Source organism: Achromobacter sp. (assembly GCF_050285585.1).
Lineage (GTDB): Bacteria > Pseudomonadota > Gammaproteobacteria > Burkholderiales > Burkholderiaceae_B > Achromobacter.
The window spans coordinates 17,592-32,764 of the sequence record NZ_JBLZXF010000013.1; the positions used below are offsets into that span (position 1 = coordinate 17,592).

The window sequence follows — 15,173 nt, forward strand, 5'->3', positions numbered from 1 at the left end:
CGCGGCTTCAATGCTTGGGGGATGAGGGGAACGAAGGTAAGATGAGCGGTTCGTTCACCTCATTGGCATCCAGGCTGCCGGCATCCCGCGGCGCCTGGCATGGCCCGCCGACTACCGTGTCAGATCCCTTATTCGTCCGGATGCTCTCCGAACTCGGCCAGATGCTGGGCATCCCCGCGCTGGCGCCGTCCGACGGAGGCCTCTGCCAGTTGGCGTTCGACGGCCGGCATCTCGTGCAGATCGTCGAGCACGGCGCGCGCGGCCAGGTGCTGCTGTCGTGCGCGGTGGGCGGCAAGATGGACGGCGCCCAGGCGCTGCTGGCGGCGCAATCGAACTTCATGCAGGCAGGCGGCGGCGTCGTCGCCTGCGCGGCTCCGGACGGACGCATGCACCTGCAGCTGGGCGTGGCGCGCGCGGAGTGCCGCGCGGATACCCTGATGGCCGCGATAGATGCCTTGCTGAATCAGGTCGAGACCTGGGAGCAGCGCTGCGCGCGCACCGAACCCGACGCCGACGCGCTGCGGCGCAATCCCGCCTTCATGATGCAATCGGTGTAGGCAGGCCCCCCGTTGGGGGCCGCCACGCGCGAGCCGCCTAGCTCGATTTCTGGATCACGCCCTTTAGCGAATCCGCGATCTGCTTGGTGATGGTGCTCTGGATGTCGATCATCATCGTCCATTGCTGGACCTGCTGCTGCATCTTCAGCAGTTCGGCCTGGGAGACACTGCCGTCCGCGTTGGTGCGCATGCTGGAAAGCGTTGCCTGCAGGTTCGTTTCCTGCGTGCGGATGCTGTCGTAGATCGTGCTGTTGACGGAATTGAAGTTCAGGCCGGACGAGCCGGTGAGGCCATTGAGTGCCATGGTGCGTCTCCTTAGCGGGACAGGGAATTGAATGGAAGCGGCGCCGCCGGCGCGCCGGCGGCGGACAGGGAGGGGGGCGAGCCGGTCGCAAGCACCTCCTGGGCGGCGCGGGCGGCGTCGGCCAGGGCCTGGGCATTCTGGAACGCGGCGGGCGCCAGGCCGCGCTCCAGCTGCGCGCGCGCCGCGGCCTCCAGCGCGGCCATGCGCCGGGAAAGCGATGCGCGCAATTCGGCGCCGCCGGGGGCGGCCAGGCGTTCCTCGAGTTCGGTCAATGTGATCGGTGCGTTCATGGCGGCTCGGGTCTCGGATGCGGGTATGGCGCGCTCAGCGCGTCACGATCGCGTTGCGCGGTCCTTCGAAGATGATGCGGGTGTTCTCCACGGCGACGAGGCGGTACTTGCGGTAGACCCCGCCCACCAGCAGCTTGCTGCCGTCCTCCAGCACGATGAAGGGCTGCGCCCCGCCGACCACGCTGCGTATCGTGAACGGCACGCTGTCGGCCGGCGCGGCGGCGCTGGCCGACGCCAGGCGCGCCACGTCCAGGTGTTCCTTGTTGAAGTCCGTCACCAGCGCCTGCAGGCGCTGCATCTGGTCGTCGTCCAGCGCGCCGGGAGCGATGTCCAGGTAGTCCGCCTTCCAGGCCAGCGTGACGCCGGACAGGCCTTCGTCGACCAACTGGCTCGATAAGGTGTCGCTGACCTGTTGCGTCAGCTTGATGCCGTTGCCCAGCACCGTCATGCCGGGCAGCTGCGCGCGCAGCGCGTCCAGGGCCGAGGCGCGTTCGCGGGCGCTGCTGGCGATGCCGGCGATTTCGAGCCGGCCGTCGCCCTGGTACCGCGGTTCATACTTGACGTTGAACGCGCGCAGCGCGGCGCGCGCGGTGCGCACGGCTTCGTCCTCGTTGCTGATGCGCATGGCGGGCATGGGCCAGATCTGCGACAGCGCCGCCGCGACGGCGTCCTGTTCGACGGCGTTGCGCACCCAGCCGGACACGGTGACCGTGCCGTCGCGCGACAGGGACACGTGCAGCCGCGACGCCAGCCCCATGCGCTCGAACACGGCGGATATCTGGCCCACGGATTTTTCGGCGGCGGCCAGCCGCGGATCGGGCGTCGGCGCGCGCTTGGCCGTGGAGGGAGGGATCAGCGCCAGCGCGATGGCCACGATGATCGTCAGGGCCACGGCGCCGAGTCCCAGCGCCATCGGCCACGAGTCGCGCTTGCGGCGCCGACCGGGCACGGGCGGCAGCGGCAGCCGGCGTTCCAACTGGGCATCTTCCTCCGCCGAGGAGGCGGCGGTTGCGGCGGGCGCGGGGGGCGTTTCGGGCGCCAGCGGCTCCGATGCGGACGCGGGCGCCGCCGGCGCGTCGGCGCCGGATTCCGGCAACAGGGGCCACGGATCGTCGCGCCGCGCCACGGTGACCCAGACCGGGCCGAGCGCGAGGGGGCGGTTGAACGGGGTGGCAGGGGCATCGTCGCCCGCCGTCAGGGCCCAGCCGCCCGCGCCGATGCGCACCTGCGCGGCCCGCGCGTCCATGCCTTCGTCGGCCAGCACGACATCGCAGGCCGGATCGGCGCCCAGCACCGCGCCGTCTTCGACCAGGCAGCGCGCGTCGCGGTGCAGGCCGCTAAGGACGCGAAGTTCCAGCGCTTCGCTCATGACGGGGCTCCGTTGCGCGGCGCGTTCATAGATCCACCCGCGCCAGCGGCTGCACGTTGATCTCCTGCGTCAGCTCCTGGTAGGACAGGACGGGCAGTTCGTAGAGGTCTTGCTCGATCATCTTGCGCAGATAGCGGCGGATGTCCATGGAGGTCAGCAGCACCGGCTTCTGCGCCGTGGCGTGCAGGTCTCCCGTGGCGCGCTTGATGTTGTCCACCAGTTTCTTCGACGCGTTCGGGTCCAGCGCCAGGTAGCTGCCCGCCGACGTCTGGCGGATGGCGCCGCGCACCGTCTCTTCCACGTTGGGCGCAAGCAGGTAGGCCGGCAGGATGTTCTGGCCGCTGGAGTACTTGTAGCTGATGTGCCGCTTCAGCGAGACCCGCACGTATTCCGTCAGCAACACTGAGTCCTTTTCCTTCTGGCCCCATTCGATCAGCGCTTCCAGCACCGCGCGCAGATTGCGCACCGAAATGTCCTCGGATACCAGGCGCTGCATGATTTCGGCGATCTTCTGCACCGGCATCACGCGCAGCGCCTCCTTCACCAGGTCGGGGAAGCGGTCTTCCATGGCGGTAAGCAGGAAGCGCGTCTCCTGGATGCCGATGAAGTCGGACGAGTATTTCTTCAGCACGAAAGCCAGGTGCCAGGTCAGGACCTGGTGGGGATCCAGGTAGGGGATCCCGGCCGCCGACAGGGTGGGCGCGAGCTCGGCCGCGACCCAGATGGTGGGGATGTTGGGCAGAAAGCGCTTGTCCGTTTCGTAGGGAACCTGCAGCGCCTGCAGGTTCTGCTCGGTATCGCGCACCAGCACCGCGCCGGGCCGCAGCTTGCCCTGCGATACCGGCACCTCGGACAGCAGGATGTTGTAGGTGTCTTGCGGCAGCGCGTCGTTGAAGCGCAGCTGGATGCCGGGGAAGGGCACGCCCAGGTCGAAGTACAGCGCGCGGCGGATCTTGAGCAGTTCGTCGTTCAGTTCGTCGGCGTCGAAACTGCGTTGCAGCTGCGCGGCGACGTCTATCATCAGCGGCAGGGTGGGGGCGAACTCGGCGCTGCCGTCGGTGCGCGGCTTGGCCGCTGGCTTCTGGCCGTCGGCCGCCAGGGCGGGGATTTCGGTGATTTCGCCCGTCTTCTCGTCCACCACCTTGCGCGTGCCGCGCAGCAGTACGAAGCCGATGGTGCCGACCACCGCGGCGAGCGCAAGAAAGGTCAGGGTGGGCATGCCCGGGATCAGGCCCATGCCCACCGCGATCGCGGCGGCGATCAGCAGCGCGCGCGGTTGCGCCAGCACCTGCGCCCCGATGTCCTTGCCCACGTTGGAAGGGCCGTCGCCGGTCTGCACCCGGGTCACGATGATGCCGGCGCAGATGGCGATGAAGAGCGCCGGGATCTGCGCGATGAGGCCGTCGCCGATGGTCAGGATGGAATAGACCTGCACCGCTTCGCCGGCGCTGAGGTTGCGCTGCATGGTGCCGATGAGGATGCCGCCCAGCAGGTTCACTGCCACGATGATCAGGCCGGCGATGGCGTCGCCCTTGACGAACTTCATGGCGCCGTCCATGGCGCCGTAGAGCTGGCTTTCCTTTTCGACGACGGAGCGGCGCTTGCGGGCCTCGTCCATGTCGATCGTGCCGGCGCGCAGGTCGGCGTCGATCGACATCTGCTTGCCGGGCATGGCGTCGAGCGAAAAGCGCGCGGCCACTTCGGCCACCCGCTCGGCGCCCTTGGTGATCACGACGAACTGCACGATGGTCAGGATCAGGAAGACGACCAGGCCCACGATGAGGTTGCCGCCCACCACAAAATTGCCGAAGGTTTCGATGATGTGCCCCGCGTCGCCCTGCAGCAGGATCAGGCGGGTGGTGGCGATGGAGATGCCCAGGCGGAACAGCGTGGTGACCAGCAGGACGGACGGGAACGAGGAGAACGCCAGCGGCGACGGCAGGTACATGGCGACCATCAGCAGGATGGCCGACAGGGTCATGTTGGCGCCGATGAGCACGTCCACGAGGGTCGTCGGCAGCGGAAGGATCATCATGAAGATGATCGAGACGATCAGTATCGCCAGGACGATATCGTTGCGGCTGGTGGCGGCGGCGACGGCGCGGTTGAGGGCTTGCATGGCGCGGCTCAGATCGTTTCCGTTTCAGTGGGGGCGGGGGGCCGCGAGGCGACGTAGGCGCGCATGGCGGCGGCGGCCTCTTCCCGGCGCTCCAGCGCCAGCAGCGTCTGCGCGCGGATCAGGTGGAAGGGCGCGTCCGCGCCGCCTTGCATGGCCAGGGTATCCAGCGTGGACAGGGCGCTCTCTGGCTTGCCGGCGCGCAATTGCGCCAGCGCCAGCGTGGCGAGCTCGCGCGGCCCCGCCATGCCCAGGGCGTGCAGGGCATTGAGCAGCACGGCCGTCTTTTCGGGCCGGTTGTTTTCCAGATAGACGTACGCCAGCAGGCTGAGCAGCTCGCGGGCCTCGTGTTTCAGCGGCATCGGGCGTTCATCCTTGGTACAGCGCGCTGCGGTACATCGCGACCAGTTCGCGCAGGCCCGCTTCGTCCTTGAGCAGACGCAACGCGCGATTCAGGGCGCGGGCGTCGTCCTGGTCAGACGCCTGCTCGGCGGCGGCGCCCAGTCCGTCCAGGGCGGATTGCAGGGCCTGCTGGAACTTGGCCGGCATCAGCAGGTCGCGGTTGGCCAGCGGCGGCCTCAGGCTGTCGTCCAGGTAGCGGGCGGCGGTGGGCTTGTCCAGCAGCTGGGCCAGCTGCGCGCGCACGCCGTCGGCGGGGGGCGCAAGTTCCTGGCGTTCGGGCAGGTGCTGGCCGCCGGCATCCCGGCTCGCGTAGGAGATGCCGTCGATGCCCCGGTCGAAGGCAAGGCCGTTGATGCGCATGTCGGACATGATGATTCTCCGTGTCCAGGGGTCAGTCGTCGCGCGCGGCGTCGAGCCAGCGCGACAGATGGTCGACAGCCTGCTTCAGCCGGTGCGCGCCGGCCTCGGCGGCGGCCAGCCGCGTTGCCGCGAGCAGCCGCGGCAGGCCGTCCTGCTCGCGCAGCGCCGCCTGCACCGGCCATCCGTCGAGGCGGGAATGGTGGGCGCGGCGCCAGGCGCGCAGCAGGCGTTCGGCGGCATCGTAAGGCACGGGGTCCGAGACGTACACCAGCACCTCGTCCTCGGCGGGCTCGATCGCGACGCGGCGGCCGGATTCCAGCTGTAGCGCCACATTGCCGCGGGCGCCCAGTGCCAGCCCGGGCATGCCGATGTCTTCTCCGAAGGCGCTCAGTGCCTGGTCCAGGCTGTTCATTCGTATTCCTCGTCGATGGCGGCGTCCAGCGCCAGTTGGGCGGCGTTCAGCACGGACTGCCGGGTATCCGGGTCGGCGTAGACCGATACGGGCAGGTCCTTGAGCACGGCGCGCACGCCGCCCAGGAAAGCGATCCGGCCTTCCACGGCGGATACGCCATGCGTGCCGGCCAGGCTGGAAAAGCGCGATTCGGAAACCCATTTTTCATTGCTGACGTTGACCAGGTCCTGCATCAGCCGCTCGGACGCGACCGCGACGCCGTGGTCCCGGCCCATTCTTTCCGCCAGTTCCGCACAGCCTTCCAGCACCGTGACGGCGGTGCCCAGTTGGTACAGGTCCTGCATCAGGGCCTGCAGCCGGTCGGGACTGGACGAGGGGCGCGCGGCCGCCAGGTCCTGGCCCAGCGCCAGGATCAATTGCCGCAGCCCGCGGCCGACGTCCTGGCCGCCGAAGCGCGCCATGGCCAGGGCCAGGGTCTTGGCAAGGCCGGATTCGCCCAGGACGACGTCCCGGTAGGTGCGCTGGAAATCCGCGACGCCCCGCGCGTCCCCGGAGTAGGCCGAGGCGGCGCCGATGGTGTTCATGCCGGCGCGGATCTGCGGGCCGCTTTCCAGTTCCAGGTCGGCCAACGCCTCGCGCAGTCCGTCCAGCACGTCCTCGGACGCGCCTTCGCGCTCGCCCTGGCGCAGCGCGTATTGCAGGGCCAGGTACTGCTGCGATACGTCGCCAAAAGCCTGGCTTGCCGCCTGGCGCGGATCGCCCTTGCCGCTGAGCAGGTGGCGCGCCAGTTCGGTCAGCTTCGCCTGCCCATCGGCGTCGTGGGTCTGGGCCATGTAGGCGAGGATGGCTTCGGTGCTGATCGTCTGCAGCGGCGCGTCGCCGCGCACCTTGCGTTCCGCATGGTGCTTGTCTTCCGTTTTCTCGGCCATGTGCAGGCTGAGTTCCTCGGCCGAATCCGCCAGGGAAAACTCGCCGTCGACCGCGATGGCGGCCTGGCCCAGCATCGTGCCGGCCTGCGGCTGTCCGTGCTGGACGTCGGCCTGCGAGGTCATCGAGGAGAAAGCGGAGGAGGGAAGGCCTGTTTCGATACGGTTCATAGGGCATGTCAGGCGGCCGGCACAGGCCGCGCGTAGTCAGTGGTAGTAACGCCGGGGCCGGGAAAGTTCCATGCCGGATCGATGGAACCAAGGCGAGGCGGCCGTTACGAACACGGCATGGCGGCGGAGCCGGACCGGACGGTCTCGGTGTCCGTGAATATTCCAAGGGTTAACCCTTAATCAGCGAGGCGTTCGTGAGCGGACGCACCGCAAGAGGAGAAGAGAATGTCCACAGTTTCCGGAGCAGGCGTCGGCGGCATCGCGGGCATGGACCTGGGGTCGATGGACCTGGAGACCGCGTTGATGGCGGTGCAAGGCCAGCGGGCCCAGCTGCTGGAGGACGCCCTGCGCGCCCAGCTGGATTCGGTCAATGCCCGCAATGCGGAGATGGCGGGCCTGAACGACTCGATCGCCGCCAAGACCTCCGAGAACGGCAAGCTGGAGGCATCCAATCTCTCCATGCAGCAGCAGATCACCGAGCTGCGGGACCTGCAATCGCGGCTCAAGGCCAGCCAGTGCCCGAACCCGGATGGCTGGTACGGCCTGTCGTGGGGGCAGGGCGACGACAAGGCGCTGTCCCACGCCACGCTGGACCAGATCAAGGCGTCGGGCCTGACCATTCCCGCCGGCGCGGATGCGCCGCGCGACGTGGACGGCAATGGGACCATGGACGCCAAGGGCAAGGTGGTGGCCGGCTGGCAAAAGGAGATCGACGACAAGGTGGCGGCGCTGGAAGACAGCATCAAGAAGAACTCCGCCACGGTCGAGGCCAACAAGACCGACCTGACGTCCCTCAAGAATCAGGTCGACGCGCTGGGCAATACCCAGCAGATGGAAATGCTGCGGCTGCAGGGCATGACCGGCAAGCGCAACGAAGCCTTCGACGTGATGACGAATTTCATCAAGAAGATGCAGGAAAACCGGTCCGGCATCATCGGCAACATGCGTTGAGGAGGCCGGCCTCGCCGCCTGGCGGCGGCGTGGAACTTCCGGCCCGCTGCGGTTACTCATGCTGCATGCGGGGCCGGAGCGGTCCGGACCCAGCCGCGGCGCCCCGGCCGCGCGGCAGCGCACCATCCTTGGAGAAAAAACAATGAACAACCCCGTCGGCGGCGCCAGCGGCGCCAGCAGCATCGGCCAGATCGACCTGTCCTCGGTGGACCTGGAAACGGCCCTGATGATGGTGCAGGGCGAGCGCGTCAAGCTGCTGGACGCGCAACTGCAGAACCAGATCAATGAAGTGCAGAAGCGCAACACGGAAATCGGCAAGCTGAACGAGGCCATGAACAGCCTGAACGCGCTGGCGGGCCTGTTCAAGTCCGGCAAGGACGGCGGCACCAAGATGAAGGATGGCGAAATTCCCGACTGGAACAAGGCCGGAACGGAAAACGACAACCGCTACAACCAGATGCGCGACGCCATGTGGAAGGCGATGGGCGAAGCCGGCATGGACTTGAACACCGACAAGTACCAGCTGAAAGTGGACGGCGGCGTCAGCAATGTCACCAAGGGCAGCATCGAAACCGCCATCCAGGCCATCAAGAACAAGGTGGACGCGCTCTCCAACACCCAGCAGATGGACATGACGCGCCTGCAGGGCATGACCAACAAGCGCAACGAAGCCTTCGACGTCATGACGAACTTCATCAAGAAGATGCAGGACAGCCGCTCGTCCATCATCGGCAATATGCGCTGATCCATTTCCCCATCCTCCCCGAATCCGGAAGACCGACATGAGCCAGAACAAAACCTCAGAACAGATCCACGCCGCGGCCGAACGCGCGCTGGACGACGCGCGCCGCGCCCTGGCGCGGGCCGACGAGTTCTACCGGGACCAGGGCCTGGATCCGGAAAAGGTGCGCGCGGTAAGCGCGGAACGCCTGGGCCCCAAGGAGCGCGAAGAAGCCGAGTCGCTGTTCCGCCAGGACCTGGAAGCGGTCGAGAACGAGGTGGCGCAGGAGTTGGCGCGGCAGCGTTTCGCCGCGCCGGCGACGTCGGGCGGCATCAAGAAGATGCGCCCCATGGTGTGAGCCGGGCGCTGCCCAGGAAAGAGGAGAACGACATGAGTCTGACCCCGGAAGAGAACGCCGCCCTGGCGCGCAACCTCGAGGCCGCCATGGAAGAGGCCACCGGCGGGCTGGCCAGCTACATACGCGAGGGCGGAAAGCTCGGCGACGTGCTGGGACTGGCGCCGGCCGAGCTGGAGGCGATGTACTCGCTGGGCCATGCCTTGTATGAGCAGCAGCGCTACAGCGAATCCTTCAAGGTGTTCTCCGCGCTGGTCACCTATGACCACACGCAACCCCGCTACGGGCTGGCGCTGGCGGCCGCCAGCCGCATGCTGGGCCGGCACGAGGACGCCTTGCGCCAGTACCTGCCGGCCATCGCGGCAGACCCGCTGGATCCGGCGCCGCTCTACTACAGCGCGGAATCGCTGGTTGAAATGGGGCGCCGCGACGAGGCCATCGAGGCGTTGGACGCCGTTGCCGCGATGTGCGACGGCGAGGAAAAGCACGCCACCGTGGCGGCGCGCGCGCGCGTCCTGCGCGACGCGCTGGCCGGACCGCAGGCCTGAACCCTGCCGGGCGCCTCGACGCGCGCGGCCAAGATACTGGAGCCATCACATGAGCATCACTTCCGTAGGCGGGGGCGGCGCGAATCTGCCGTCCAACATCGAAGACCTGTTGAAGAGCGCGCCTTCCGACGTTCTGCAGAAGCTCGTCGACAGCAAGCAGGCGATCGCATCCGAGAACGAGGCCGTCAAGCAGAAACTGCTGGCCGAGATGGGGGCGCTCGGTTCGCTGAACGGCGAGGCGCTGGCGCAGGCACTGGCCGCCATGACCCAGAAGCTGCTGGAGGCGGGCGGCGGGGCCAATCCGTTGCAGGCGCCCGAAGGAAAACTGGGCGCCGACGCCGGGCCCACGCTCAACGCGCTGTCTGGGCTGAGCGAGCAGGAAGTGCAGGCCGACATGTATGCCTTCATGATGCTGTTCCAGCAGCTGGCGCAGACGATGCGCACTTCGGCGCGGGAGGTGCGCGCCAATGAACTGCAGGCGCAGGTCGACACGCTCAAGGGCGCCGCGGACGAGATGCGCCAGGCGGCGCAGGAACGCATGATCGGCGCGATGACGCAGGGCGCCTTCCAGATCGCCGGCGGCCTGGCCCAGCTTGGGGCGGGCTACAAGCAGGCCAGCGTGCTGTCCGGCGGCGGGTCCGAAGCCATGGCCAAGAGCTATTCCGACAAGGGCGCGGGCGCTTCCGGCGTGGCCAGCGGCATCGGCACCATCGTGAACGCCGCGCAGGAGCGCAAGGCGGCCGAGCACGACGCCAAGCGTTCGGAACTCGAGGCCGAGTCCAAGGTGCATGAGTCCGGCGTGCAGCAGGCCAACGAAATGGCCCAGCAGATGATGGACGTCATCCGCGACCTGCGCGACAAGCTCTCCGCCATAGAACAGTCGCGCATGGAAACGAACCGCGGCATCGCCCGCAATATCTGAGCGGGCGGACGCAAAGGGGATAACGACATGAATTCCATTTCTCCCAGTATCGGCAATCCCGCGCTGCCGCCGGGCGCCAGCCTGCCGGGCGACGCGGGCGCATCGGCGGCCCAGGCCGCGCAGGCGACCGCCAAGGTCCGCGAACTGCTCGATACCTTCATGGGCATGGCGGGTTCGCTGCCCGACGCCAAAGGCGCCGCGGCCGGCCGCGGAGACGCCATGTTCAACGGCAACGGCGCGCCCGCCTTGGAGCCGCCGCCGCAATCGTTCTCCCCGAACGACATGATCGATCTGCTGCGCAGCATCCGGTCCAAGTCCGATGCCGCGCAGATCGCCAGCGCCAAGGAGAACCTGGCTTCCGCGCGGACCAAGATGGAGAAGAACAACGAGGCGCAGCTGCAGAAGATCCAGGACTACGTCAAGAAATGCGAGGAAGCCGCCAGCAAGGGGATTCTCGGCAAGATCTTCGGCTGGATCGGCAAGATCGCCGCGGTGGTGTTCTCGGCCATCGCCGTGGTCGCGCTGTCTGCGGGGTCGGTGGTCACCGGCGGCGCCGCCGCGCCGCTGCTCGCCCTGGCGGTAATGGGCCTGGTCGGCTCGACGATCGCGCTGGCGGACCAGATATCCAAGGAGTGCGGCGGACCCGAGATCAGCCTGAGCAATCTCATGACGACCGTCGCCAGCAAATTCCTGCAGGCCTGTGGCGTCGACGAGGAAACGGCGCAGCGCATCGGCAAGGTGGTCGCCGGGCTGGTGGGGCTGGCGTCGCCCGCCCTGCTGATGATCGAGCCGGGCCTGCTGGGCGGCCTGGCCGGAGGCATCGCCGAGCTGGCGGGGGCCGATCCGAAGACCACTATGGCGCTGACCATGGCCTTTGCGATCGCGGCGGCCGTCACGATGGGGGCCGTGACCATCGCCGCCTCGGGCGGCGCAAACACGGTGAGCACCGCCTCGCGCGTGCTGGCGGCGGTCGGGCAGGCCACGCAGGGCGTGACGCAGGTGGCGCAAGGCGCGGTGAAGATCTCGGTCGCCAAGACGAAGAACGAAGCCGACAACATCCAGGCCGACAAGAAGGAGCTGGACGCCATCACGCGCAAGCTCCAGGCCAGGATGGAAGAGGCCCAGGAAGAGATCACCAAAGTGATCAAGCAGATGGAAGAGGGCCTGCGCATGGTGTCGCAGATGATCAACGGCGCCGCCGACAGCATGTCGCAGATCACTGCGAACATCGGCAAGCGGATGGCGGTCTGACGCCCCGCGCATGGCAACGCAACAAGGAAAGAAGATGGCCGACAGCGCAATTCAACGGGACGGGTTTGGCGAGGCGCTTTTCAAGGGGCTCGAAGGGTTGCCGTCCGCGGGCCGCCTGACCGCCGAGCAGCTCGAGGTGGTGTATGCGCTGGCGTACGCGCATGTCGCCCAGGAACAGTATGCCCAGGCGCTGCCGGTGTTCGCGTTCCTGGCGCAGTACGGTCCGACCCGCAAGCATTACCTGGTGGGGCTGGGGGTGTGCCTGCAGATGCTGGGCCGCTCCGAGGAAGCCATCACGATCTATTCGCTGGTGCTGACCCTGTATCCGGATTCGTGGCACGCCGCCCTGCGCGTCGCCGAATGCCAGATGGCCGGCCAGCAGCTGGATCAGGCGCGCCGCACGCTGGAACTGTTGTGCACGCCCGGCATCCCGGCGGACGTGCGCAAGCGCGCCCAGGCGCTGCTGCAACTGATCATGCGGGAGGCCGTGTCTTGAAGCATGGACGATAGCGCGCTTTCACCCCCCAGGCCCGCTGTGGCCCATGCCCCCGTGGCCCAAGCCGTCTCCCAGGAGACGGCTGTTGTGCTTCTGGCGGACGACGCCAGGATGCTGTCGGAAATCGGCTTTCTGGCCGCCGGCGCGGGCGATGTCGTCCGCGCCGAGGCGATTTTTTCCGCGCTGAGGCGCTTGCGCCCCGGACAGGCATACCCCTTGATCGGGCTTGCCGTCGCCTGGCTGAATGCCGGCAGGGCGCCGGACGCCGTGCGCCTGCTGGAGAGCGCCATGCCCGCCGACCCGGCCGAGAGGCCGCTGCTGGACGCATGGCGCGGCTTCGCGCTGCAACTGGCCGGACGCAACCAGGAAAGCGTGCGTCTGCTGGAAGCGATCGCCCACGGCGACGGAGAGGGCGCGCGCCTGGCGCGCGCGTTGCTGGGCTTGCCGCAGGAGGGCGCATGACGCGCGCCGAGCCTGCTTGTGATCATCGACTTTGGAGCTAGCGTACATGGAAATCGCAGCGCTTTCGGCCGCCTTGCCGCCCATACTGTCCACGCCGACGCCGCCCGCGGCGCTGGCCACCGAACGTTTCAATGCGGTCATGAACGCGCCCGAGGCCGCGGCGCCTGCCCTGACGGGGCTGCAGTCGGCGCTGCAATCGGCCTTCGCGGCGCCGGTGGACGCCGCGCCGCAGACCCTGGGAAACCAGATACTGGCCAGCCTGCGCAGCACCACCACCGAGTATTCGGAAAAGTGGCAGGGCATATCGAGCCGGATGGACGCCATCTCCTCGCAGCCTTCCGTGGCCGAAATGATGCGCCTGCAGGCAGACCTGCTGCAGGTATCCGTGCAGTATGAAATGGTGGGCAAGGCGGTGTCGCGCACCACGCAGAATATAGATTCGCTGGTCAGGATGTCGTGATGCGGGAAGTTTCCAGTTTGTCCCTTTTCGTCCGCGCCGGCAGGCGCGGCGTGACGGCCCTGCGGCTGCTCGCGATCGGCCTGACGCTGGCCCTGGCCGCCTGCGGCTCGCGGGTCGAGTTGTTCTCGGCCGCCAACGAAAGCGAGGCCAATGAGGTGCTGTCGGTGCTGCTGGATGCCGGCATCTCGGCGCAGAAGGCGGTTACCAAGACAGGCGTGGCCGTGTCGGTGGACGGCCAGCAGGTGGCGCGCGCGCTGGACATCCTGCGCGCGCGGGGGCTGCCGCGGGAGCGTTTCGACGGCATGGGGCAGATATTCCGCAAGGAAGGCCTGGTGTCTTCGCCGCTGGAAGAACGGGCCCGCTACATCTACGCCCTGTCGCAGGAACTGACCAATACGCTGTCTCAGATGGACGGCGTGCTGGCGGCGCGCGTGCACGTGGTGCTGCCCGAGCGCGGCGGCGTGGGCGAGACCACCACGCCATCTACCGCGGCGGTGTTCATCAAGCACCAGGCGGGCTACAACCTGGACGCCTTGCAGCCGCAGATCCGCAAGCTGGTCACCCATGCCATTCCGGGCCTGACCGAAGACCGTGTCTCGATCGCGCTGGTGTCGGCGCAGCCGGCCGCCGCGGCCCCTGCCGGCGGCGCAATGCGCCAGGTGCTGGGCATCGAGGTCGCGGACGGATCGTCGGGCGTGCTGACCGCCTGGCTGGTTGCGCTGGCCCTGCTGGTGCTGGCCCTGGCCGGCGCGGTGGGTTGGCTGCTCTGGCGCTATGGCATGCCGGCGCGCGCCAGGGCCGAGCGCCGCGAGCCCGTGGGCGAGGTCCGATGATCATGGCGCCGGCGGCAAGCGCGCTGGACAGGCGGCTGGTCGAGTTCAACCAGCTGCCCAGCCGCACCCTGCACCCCAGCCGGCACGCGGCGTTCGCGCCGGCCGCGGCGCTGGATGCGATGGCGCGCGCGCCTGCCCTGGACGCCGCCTGGCACCGCCACTGGTCGCGCGACATCCTGCGCGGTCTCGGTCTGCTCGACCGCCCGGTAACGGACGCTGGCCGGCCCGAACTGGCGTTGGCGCTCCTGACGCCGGATGCGCTGGCGTTGTGCGCGCGCCGACTGGGCGCCGTGCTTTGCGGCCCTCGCCTGCGCCGCGCCATCGCAGGCGACGAAGTGCGGCTGCTGATCGCCAGCCTGGGCGCCGACCTGATGGATTTCGCGCGCCGCGCGGCCGCGGGTTTGCACGCCGGCATCGCCGAAAGCACGGCATGGCCGATCGAGCAGGCCGCCGCCGCGGTCGATGCGCTGGGCCACGGCGCCTTGCGCGCCGCCTTGAGCGGCGGCGGTCCCGAGCTGCGGCTGCGCGCCGAACTGAAATTGCCCGATCTGCCGGCCCACGATTCCCCCCTGACCGCGGCCGATGCTTTGTCGCTCGGGCTGTCGATACTGAAGAACACGGATCCCACATGGCATTCCTCATTTCCCGCGATCCGCTGACGCCTCGCACCTTGGCCGGCCGCGTCGACCCCGCCGCGCGGGTGCTGCGCGCCGACGACCATGCGGCCTGGGCCGGCGCGCAAGATCTGCTGGCGCGGGCGCGCGAGCAGGCCGACGAGATCGTCGGCGGGGCCCGGGCGGCATTCGAACAGGAGAGCAAGCGCGGCTATGAAGAAGGGCGCGAGTCCGCGCTGCTGGACCAGGCCGAGAAAATGATAGAGACGGTCGGCCGCACGGTGGAATATTTCGCGGGCGTGGAGAACGAGATGGTGGAGCTGGTGATGGCCGCCGTGCGCAAGGTGGTGGACGGTTTCGACGATCGCGAGAAGGTGATGGTGGTCGTGCGTAATGCCTTGGCCGTCGTGCGCAACCAGAAGCAGATGACCCTGCGCCTGCACCCGGCGGAGGTGGATACGGTGCGCGAACAGATCAACGACCTGCTGGCCGCCTATCCGGGCGTGGGCTACCTGGACATCCTGGCCGACGGCCGGCTGGCGCGCGGCGCCTGCATCCTGGAAAGCGAGATCGGCATGGTCGAGGCCAGCCTGGAGGGCCAGATCCAGGCGCTGCGCCAGGCCTTCCAGCGCACGCTGGGCAGCCGGGTTTAG

21 protein-coding genes are annotated in these 15,173 nt (G+C 68.3%); 13 read left to right on the forward strand and 8 right to left on the reverse strand.

Annotation, left to right across the window (positions count from 1 at the left end; translation table 11 throughout):
• Positions 1 to 116: 116 nt before the first annotated feature.
• The gene (locus ACN6PJ_RS18155) at positions 117 to 557 is read left to right on the forward strand and encodes a type III secretion system chaperone (protein WP_427997236.1); all 441 of its coding nucleotides are present in this window, start codon (positions 117 to 119) and stop codon (positions 555 to 557) included.
• 37 nt (positions 558 to 594) lie between these two features.
• On the opposite strand, the gene ACN6PJ_RS18160 is transcribed toward ACN6PJ_RS18155, so the two are convergent.
• The 8 genes from ACN6PJ_RS18160 to sctW are packed head-to-tail and all read right to left on the reverse strand — an operon-like array spanning position 595 to position 6,907.
• Complete coding sequence (locus tag ACN6PJ_RS18160; RefSeq protein WP_043544842.1) at positions 595 to 861, reverse strand: EscF/YscF/HrpA family type III secretion system needle major subunit; 267 nt, start codon at positions 859 to 861, stop codon at positions 595 to 597.
• Between the two features lie 11 nt (positions 862 to 872).
• Positions 873 to 1,151: an EscE/YscE/SsaE family type III secretion system needle protein co-chaperone gene (locus tag ACN6PJ_RS18165; RefSeq protein WP_427997237.1), complete on the reverse strand. Its 279-nt coding sequence runs from the start codon at positions 1,149 to 1,151 to the stop codon at positions 873 to 875.
• 34 nt (positions 1,152 to 1,185) lie between these two features.
• Entirely contained in the window at positions 1,186 to 2,520 is a 1,335-nt protein-coding gene (sctD, locus tag ACN6PJ_RS18170) for a type III secretion system inner membrane ring subunit SctD (RefSeq protein WP_427997238.1), read from the reverse strand.
• Positions 2,521 to 2,545: 25 nt separating this feature from the next.
• Positions 2,546 to 4,639, reverse strand: coding sequence for a type III secretion system export apparatus subunit SctV (gene sctV / locus ACN6PJ_RS18175; RefSeq protein WP_427997239.1), 2,094 nt, complete (start codon positions 4,637 to 4,639; stop codon positions 2,546 to 2,548).
• 8 nt (positions 4,640 to 4,647) lie between these two features.
• On the reverse strand, positions 4,648 to 4,998 hold the full coding sequence (locus tag ACN6PJ_RS18180) for a hypothetical protein (protein ID WP_427997240.1): 351 nt from the start codon (positions 4,996 to 4,998) through the stop codon (positions 4,648 to 4,650).
• A gap of 7 nt (positions 4,999 to 5,005) precedes the next feature.
• Entirely contained in the window at positions 5,006 to 5,407 is a 402-nt protein-coding gene (locus ACN6PJ_RS18185; RefSeq protein ID WP_427997241.1) for a hypothetical protein, read from the reverse strand.
• Between the two features lie 22 nt (positions 5,408 to 5,429).
• Complete coding sequence (locus ACN6PJ_RS18190; RefSeq protein ID WP_427997242.1) at positions 5,430 to 5,810, reverse strand: hypothetical protein; 381 nt, start codon at positions 5,808 to 5,810, stop codon at positions 5,430 to 5,432.
• Positions 5,807 to 6,907 carry a type III secretion system gatekeeper subunit SctW gene (sctW, locus tag ACN6PJ_RS18195; RefSeq protein WP_427997243.1) on the reverse strand — a complete coding sequence of 367 codons (1,101 nt, stop codon included), beginning with the start codon at positions 6,905 to 6,907 and terminating at the stop codon, positions 5,807 to 5,809. The genes ACN6PJ_RS18190 and sctW overlap by 4 nt, the downstream gene beginning before the upstream one ends.
• Before the next feature lie 225 nt (positions 6,908 to 7,132).
• On the opposite strand from sctW, the gene ACN6PJ_RS18200 reads away from it, so the two are divergent.
• From ACN6PJ_RS18200 to ACN6PJ_RS18255, 12 genes are all read left to right on the forward strand, one after another.
• Positions 7,133 to 7,858: a hypothetical protein gene (locus ACN6PJ_RS18200; RefSeq protein ID WP_427997244.1), complete on the forward strand. Its 726-nt coding sequence runs from the start codon at positions 7,133 to 7,135 to the stop codon at positions 7,856 to 7,858.
• A gap of 142 nt (positions 7,859 to 8,000) precedes the next feature.
• On the forward strand, positions 8,001 to 8,603 hold the full coding sequence (locus ACN6PJ_RS18205; protein ID WP_427997245.1) for a hypothetical protein: 603 nt from the start codon (positions 8,001 to 8,003) through the stop codon (positions 8,601 to 8,603).
• A gap of 37 nt (positions 8,604 to 8,640) precedes the next feature.
• A complete protein-coding gene (locus ACN6PJ_RS18210) occupies positions 8,641 to 8,937 on the forward strand; it encodes a hypothetical protein (RefSeq protein WP_427997246.1) in 297 nt (98 codons plus the stop codon).
• 32 nt (positions 8,938 to 8,969) lie between these two features.
• Positions 8,970 to 9,482 carry a SycD/LcrH family type III secretion system chaperone gene (locus ACN6PJ_RS18215; RefSeq protein ID WP_427997247.1) on the forward strand — a complete coding sequence of 171 codons (513 nt, stop codon included), beginning with the start codon at positions 8,970 to 8,972 and terminating at the stop codon, positions 9,480 to 9,482.
• 49 nt (positions 9,483 to 9,531) lie between these two features.
• The gene (sctB, locus tag ACN6PJ_RS18220; RefSeq protein WP_427997248.1) at positions 9,532 to 10,404 is read left to right on the forward strand and encodes a type III secretion system translocon subunit SctB; all 873 of its coding nucleotides are present in this window, start codon (positions 9,532 to 9,534) and stop codon (positions 10,402 to 10,404) included.
• A 27-nt stretch (positions 10,405 to 10,431) separates the two neighbouring features.
• Positions 10,432 to 11,655: a type III secretion system translocon subunit SctE gene (gene sctE, locus ACN6PJ_RS18225; protein WP_427997249.1), complete on the forward strand. Its 1,224-nt coding sequence runs from the start codon at positions 10,432 to 10,434 to the stop codon at positions 11,653 to 11,655.
• Between the two features lie 34 nt (positions 11,656 to 11,689).
• A complete protein-coding gene (locus tag ACN6PJ_RS18230; protein ID WP_427997250.1) occupies positions 11,690 to 12,151 on the forward strand; it encodes a tetratricopeptide repeat protein in 462 nt (153 codons plus the stop codon).
• A gap of 87 nt (positions 12,152 to 12,238) precedes the next feature.
• The gene (locus tag ACN6PJ_RS18235; protein WP_427997251.1) at positions 12,239 to 12,613 is read left to right on the forward strand and encodes a tetratricopeptide repeat protein; all 375 of its coding nucleotides are present in this window, start codon (positions 12,239 to 12,241) and stop codon (positions 12,611 to 12,613) included.
• 46 nt (positions 12,614 to 12,659) lie between these two features.
• Positions 12,660 to 13,073: a type III secretion system inner rod subunit SctI gene (gene sctI, locus ACN6PJ_RS18240; protein WP_427997252.1), complete on the forward strand. Its 414-nt coding sequence runs from the start codon at positions 12,660 to 12,662 to the stop codon at positions 13,071 to 13,073.
• Positions 13,073 to 13,906 (forward strand): type III secretion system inner membrane ring lipoprotein SctJ, encoded by an 834-nt coding sequence (gene sctJ / locus ACN6PJ_RS18245; RefSeq protein WP_427997253.1) that lies wholly within the window; start codon positions 13,073 to 13,075, stop codon positions 13,904 to 13,906. The genes sctI and sctJ overlap by 1 nt, the downstream gene beginning before the upstream one ends.
• Positions 13,903 to 14,565: a SctK family type III secretion system sorting platform protein gene (locus tag ACN6PJ_RS18250; RefSeq protein ID WP_427997254.1), complete on the forward strand. Its 663-nt coding sequence runs from the start codon at positions 13,903 to 13,905 to the stop codon at positions 14,563 to 14,565. The genes sctJ and ACN6PJ_RS18250 overlap by 4 nt, the downstream gene beginning before the upstream one ends.
• Positions 14,535 to 15,173 carry an HrpE/YscL family type III secretion apparatus protein gene (locus ACN6PJ_RS18255; protein WP_427997255.1) on the forward strand — a complete coding sequence of 213 codons (639 nt, stop codon included), beginning with the start codon at positions 14,535 to 14,537 and terminating at the stop codon, positions 15,171 to 15,173. The genes ACN6PJ_RS18250 and ACN6PJ_RS18255 overlap by 31 nt, the downstream gene beginning before the upstream one ends.

Coding starts and splice junctions, on each gene's coding strand:
- sctJ (WP_427997253.1), top strand. CDS start 13,073: ATGCGGGAAGTTTCCAGTTTGTCCCTTTTCGTCCGCGCCGGCAGGCGC.
- ACN6PJ_RS18190 (WP_427997242.1), bottom strand. CDS start 5,810: ATGAACAGCCTGGACCAGGCACTGAGCGCCTTCGGAGAAGACATCGGC.
- sctB (WP_427997248.1), top strand. CDS start 9,532: ATGAGCATCACTTCCGTAGGCGGGGGCGGCGCGAATCTGCCGTCCAAC.
- ACN6PJ_RS18180 (WP_427997240.1), bottom strand. CDS start 4,998: ATGCCGCTGAAACACGAGGCCCGCGAGCTGCTCAGCCTGCTGGCGTAC.
- ACN6PJ_RS18210 (WP_427997246.1), top strand. CDS start 8,641: ATGAGCCAGAACAAAACCTCAGAACAGATCCACGCCGCGGCCGAACGC.
- sctV (WP_427997239.1), bottom strand. CDS start 4,639: ATGCAAGCCCTCAACCGCGCCGTCGCCGCCGCCACCAGCCGCAACGAT.
- sctD (WP_427997238.1), bottom strand. CDS start 2,520: ATGAGCGAAGCGCTGGAACTTCGCGTCCTTAGCGGCCTGCACCGCGAC.
- ACN6PJ_RS18205 (WP_427997245.1), top strand. CDS start 8,001: ATGAACAACCCCGTCGGCGGCGCCAGCGGCGCCAGCAGCATCGGCCAG.
- ACN6PJ_RS18255 (WP_427997255.1), top strand. CDS start 14,535: ATGGCATTCCTCATTTCCCGCGATCCGCTGACGCCTCGCACCTTGGCC.
- ACN6PJ_RS18185 (WP_427997241.1), bottom strand. CDS start 5,407: ATGTCCGACATGCGCATCAACGGCCTTGCCTTCGACCGGGGCATCGAC.
- sctW (WP_427997243.1), bottom strand. CDS start 6,907: ATGAACCGTATCGAAACAGGCCTTCCCTCCTCCGCTTTCTCCTCGATG.
- ACN6PJ_RS18160 (WP_043544842.1), bottom strand. CDS start 861: ATGGCACTCAATGGCCTCACCGGCTCGTCCGGCCTGAACTTCAATTCC.
- sctI (WP_427997252.1), top strand. CDS start 12,660: ATGGAAATCGCAGCGCTTTCGGCCGCCTTGCCGCCCATACTGTCCACG.
- sctE (WP_427997249.1), top strand. CDS start 10,432: ATGAATTCCATTTCTCCCAGTATCGGCAATCCCGCGCTGCCGCCGGGC.
- ACN6PJ_RS18230 (WP_427997250.1), top strand. CDS start 11,690: ATGGCCGACAGCGCAATTCAACGGGACGGGTTTGGCGAGGCGCTTTTC.
- ACN6PJ_RS18250 (WP_427997254.1), top strand. CDS start 13,903: ATGATCATGGCGCCGGCGGCAAGCGCGCTGGACAGGCGGCTGGTCGAG.
- ACN6PJ_RS18165 (WP_427997237.1), bottom strand. CDS start 1,151: ATGAACGCACCGATCACATTGACCGAACTCGAGGAACGCCTGGCCGCC.
- ACN6PJ_RS18215 (WP_427997247.1), top strand. CDS start 8,970: ATGAGTCTGACCCCGGAAGAGAACGCCGCCCTGGCGCGCAACCTCGAG.
- ACN6PJ_RS18200 (WP_427997244.1), top strand. CDS start 7,133: ATGTCCACAGTTTCCGGAGCAGGCGTCGGCGGCATCGCGGGCATGGAC.